This is a genomic window from Fusicatenibacter sp. (assembly GCF_050872605.1).
Classification (GTDB): domain Bacteria; phylum Bacillota; class Clostridia; order Lachnospirales; family Lachnospiraceae; genus Fusicatenibacter.
This window is the reverse complement of sequence record NZ_JBNMHD010000079.1, coordinates 1-3,586: the sequence shown is the minus strand read 5'-3', so window position 1 is coordinate 3,586 and position 3,586 is coordinate 1. Positions and strand designations below refer to the sequence as shown.

General features: G+C 49.7%; 5 protein-coding genes and 1 pseudogene. 4 read left to right on the top strand and 2 right to left on the bottom strand.

Going from position 1 to position 3,586, the window contains the following annotated elements; translation table 11 throughout:
* The 3 genes from ACY2VT_RS14180 to ACY2VT_RS14170 all read left to right on the top strand — a co-directional run.
* Window positions 1-761: S1 RNA-binding domain-containing protein (locus ACY2VT_RS14180; RefSeq protein WP_461880327.1), on the top strand; the 761-nt coding region annotated here is incomplete at its 5' end.
* 100 nt (window positions 762-861) lie between these two features.
* The gene (gene nrdG, locus ACY2VT_RS14175; protein WP_022462937.1) at window positions 862-1,356 is read left to right on the top strand and encodes an anaerobic ribonucleoside-triphosphate reductase activating protein; all 495 of its coding nucleotides are present in this window, start codon (window positions 862-864) and stop codon (window positions 1,354-1,356) included.
* Window positions 1,357-1,383: 27 nt separating this feature from the next.
* On the top strand, window positions 1,384-1,818 hold the full coding sequence (locus ACY2VT_RS14170; RefSeq protein ID WP_055221518.1) for a dUTP diphosphatase: 435 nt from the start codon (window positions 1,384-1,386) through the stop codon (window positions 1,816-1,818).
* Between the two features lie 70 nt (window positions 1,819-1,888).
* On the opposite strand, the gene ACY2VT_RS14165 is transcribed toward ACY2VT_RS14170, so the two are convergent.
* The gene (locus ACY2VT_RS14165; protein ID WP_195531071.1) at window positions 1,889-2,851 is read right to left on the bottom strand and encodes an NYN domain-containing protein; all 963 of its coding nucleotides are present in this window, start codon (window positions 2,849-2,851) and stop codon (window positions 1,889-1,891) included.
* 108 nt (window positions 2,852-2,959) lie between these two features.
* On the opposite strand from ACY2VT_RS14165, the gene ACY2VT_RS14160 reads away from it, so the two are divergent.
* Entirely contained in the window at window positions 2,960-3,205 is a 246-nt protein-coding gene (locus ACY2VT_RS14160; protein ID WP_461873324.1) for a DUF3169 family protein, read from the top strand.
* An 80-nt stretch (window positions 3,206-3,285) separates the two neighbouring features.
* Here ACY2VT_RS14160 and ACY2VT_RS14155 read toward each other — a convergent pair.
* Window positions 3,286-3,586 (bottom strand): annotated as a pseudogene (locus ACY2VT_RS14155) (MATE family efflux transporter); the annotation flags it as partial.

Sequence of the window (3,586 nt, the reverse complement as noted above, 5' to 3'; positions counted from 1 at the left end):
TGTCTCTGATGGCTGCCGGCGTACCGATCAGAAAACCGGTTGCAGGTATCTCCTGCGGTCTGGTAACAGGCGAGACCGATGATGATTACCTCGTACTGACTGATATCCAGGGTCTCGAAGACTTCTTCGGCGACATGGACTTCAAGGTAGCTGGTACCCACGACGGAATCACTGCAATCCAGATGGATATCAAGATCCATGGACTGACCCGTCAGATCGTAGAAGAGGCGATTGCCAGAACGAAACAGGCAAGAGAGTACATCCTGACCGAGGTTATGGAGAAAGCCATCGCAGAGCCGCGTAAGACGGTCGGCGAGTTCGCTCCGAAGATCATCCAGATGATGATCGACCCGCAGAAGATCGGTGAAGTTGTCGGCCAGAGAGGAAAGACCATCAACGCCATCATCGATGAGACCGGCGTAAAGATCGACATCACAGACGACGGTGCAGTTTCCATCTGCGGAACCGAGCAGGCTATGATGGATCAGGCAAAGAAATATATCGAGATTATCGCAAGCGACTTTACCGAGGGACAGATCCTGACCGGAAAAGTTGTCAGCATCAAAGACTTCGGTGCTTTCCTTGAGTTCGCACCTGGAAAAGAAGGTCTGGTACACATCTCCAAGCTCGCAAAACAGCGTGTTGAGAAAGTAGAAGACGTTGTCAGCCTTGGCGATGTTGTAAAAGTAGTCTGCATGGGCAAAGATAAAATGGGCCGTGTAAGCTTCAGTATCAAGGATGTTCCGGCAGACGCAAAATAAATAGATCTGCCAGACGATAAAGAGCGGGAACACAGAAAAAGGGATCTGCAAAACGGTTCGTTTTTCTGTGTTTTCTTATGTCCGAATAGGAGTGAAAGCTATGAGATACCATAATATAACGAAAGACGATATGCTGAACGGAGACGGCCTGCGCGTCGTGCTCTGGGTCGCCGGATGCGGCCATCACTGCAAGGGATGTCAGAATCCGATTACCTGGGATCCAAATGGCGGCATCCCGTTTGATGACGCGGCAAAGGCAGAAATTTTTGAACAGCTGGACAAGGACTACATTTCCGGCATCACCTTCTCCGGCGGAGATCCGCTGCATGAGGCAAACCGGGCGGATGTGACGGCTCTGGCAAAAGAGATCAAGGAAAGATATCCGAAAAAAGATATCTGGGTTTACACCGGATATGAGTGGGAATCCGTCTGTGATCTGGAACTGATGGATTACACGGACGTGGTTGTGGACGGTCGCTTTATTCTTGCCCAGAGGGACGTTACCCTGGAGTGGAAGGGCAGCCCGAATCAGAGAGTCATTGATGTGAAAAAGACGAGAGCACGCGGCGAAGTCGTACTGTTCGGTGAAAAGTAGTCACGCAAAAAGAAAAGGAGACGCTTTATGGAAACCATTAAAATTCAGTATTTAAACGATGAAATTGAGCGCCTGCGCTATATCGACGGAAAGTCCGACTGGATCGACCTGCGCGCGGCAGAAGAAGTAGAGTTAAAGGCCGGAGAATTTAAGCTGATCCACCTCGGCGTTGCCATGCAGCTGCCGGAGGGCTACGAGGCGCATATTGTGCCGAGAAGCAGCACCTTCAAGAACTTCGGTATTATCCAGACAAACCACTGCGGTATCATCGACGAGAGCTACTGCGGACCGAACGACTGGTTCTACATGCCGGCGTATGCCCTGCGCGACACCGTGATTCATGTGAATGACCGCATCTGCCAGTTCCGCATCGAGAAACACCAGCCGACCATCAGCTTTGAGGAAGTTGACCATTTAAACGGCGAAGACCGCGGCGGAATCGGAAGCACAGGAAAACAGTAAATCCGAGCTGCGAATTATTATAGAAGGACCCCGGAAACATCAGTGAAAACTGGCGTTTCCGGGGTCCTTTTTATTTCATCTGAACCGTATTATTCGTGATTTTGAATTTTTTGAAGCTGTTGATAAAGCTCGAAATCCTGCTGTACCCATACTGCTTCACATCAAAGCCCGGGAAGCGGCTCCGCAGAGCGTCGTGGATGATGCTCAGATTGTCGATATGGCCGCCGTTTGAGCAGATCAGGTCGGTGATGCACTTTTCGATCTGCTGGCGCGATACGGTGTTCTGGCGTTCTTTTACAAGGTAATTGTGGCCGGTCTTCAGTACCTCGATATCGTTCATGCTCTCTAAAAACGTCGAGAGCTTTGAATAGCCGTAATTTCGAACATCAAATTCCGAAAATTTCTTCTGTAAGATACTGCCGATTTCACTGAGTGTCGTATTCTTTCCGTGGTCATTGTTTTCCGTCAGCACACGTGATACGGTCCGCTCAATCTCCGCCTTGCTCGTAATCGACGGAGCCTCATCCTGCGAAACGCCGTAGCGTGCCGAACTCTCCGAAACAGCAGTGATAGCAGGGGAGATATCGTCCTCATTCTGGGAGATCACCTCGAGGATTTTAAAGGCATCACACGCGACACGGAACGAGGACGGCGTTTTCTGTTCGCCCATGCCGAGCACAAACATGCCCGATTCACGCAGACGCTGCGCCAGCTTCGTAAAGTCGGAATCCGAGGAGACGAGGCAGAAGCCCTCCACATTTCCGGAGTAGAGGATATCCATGGCATCGATAATCATCGCAGAGTCGGTCGAGTTCTTTCCGTTCGTATTGCTGTACTGCTGGATCGGATTGATCGAGTAGCGTAAAAGCTGTTCCTTCCAGCTCTTTTTCGAGATGTCCGTCCAGTCCCCGTAGATTCTCTTGTACGTAGCGACGCCCTGGTCGGAGACCTCGTCCAGGATATATTTGATGTATTTCGGGGAAACATTGTCCGCATCGATCAATACGGCAAACCGGCTGTCTTTCTGTTCCATAAATTCTGTCCTTTCTGCGGCTTGGAGTGGGGTTCCGGGGCCTTCCGCCCGGAAGAAAATAGATAATATTAGTTTAGTACATTTCGAAACACAAATCAACCGCGAGTTTTGGCAAAAGACTGGATGGCAAGCTGCGATGAGGCAGAAAAAGAGATGGTATACCAGAGTGCCTATAAGGCCTATATGGCGCTGGGTAAGATGATTCAGATTCTGCTGTGTGCGACGATGCTCCTGCATCTGGTGTTCCATACCGGTATTCTCGCAGTCATTGTCGTGGGCGTCGTTTATCTGACGATGACACTCACGTATAATCATTCCTGTGTAAGTCTGCAGAAAGCAAAACTGAATCCGTAACCCTGTAAATACAAAAAACTGCGTGGAATGCATTTCAAAATCGTGCATTCCGCGCAGTTTTGCGTTTGGTATGAAAAATGTCAGCTGATTGGAGCTGTCGGTGTCTTTGTTCCATACCTTTTGTCGATATCCTTCATCACGAACAGATACGAAACACCGGTAAAGACAGCTGCCGTCACCCAGGCTGCCGGGTCACAGAAGCAGGCGAGCGGATAGCTGATGACTTTCATGGCAATCACAGCTACAATAAGGCGCGCAAACAGTTCAGAAACGCCGCCCATCATCGGCAGAAAACCGTAGCCGCAGCCCTGCATTGCATTTCGGAAAATAAAAATAGTGCAGAGCGGTACATAAAAAAACGCACACATATAAGAGTATGTT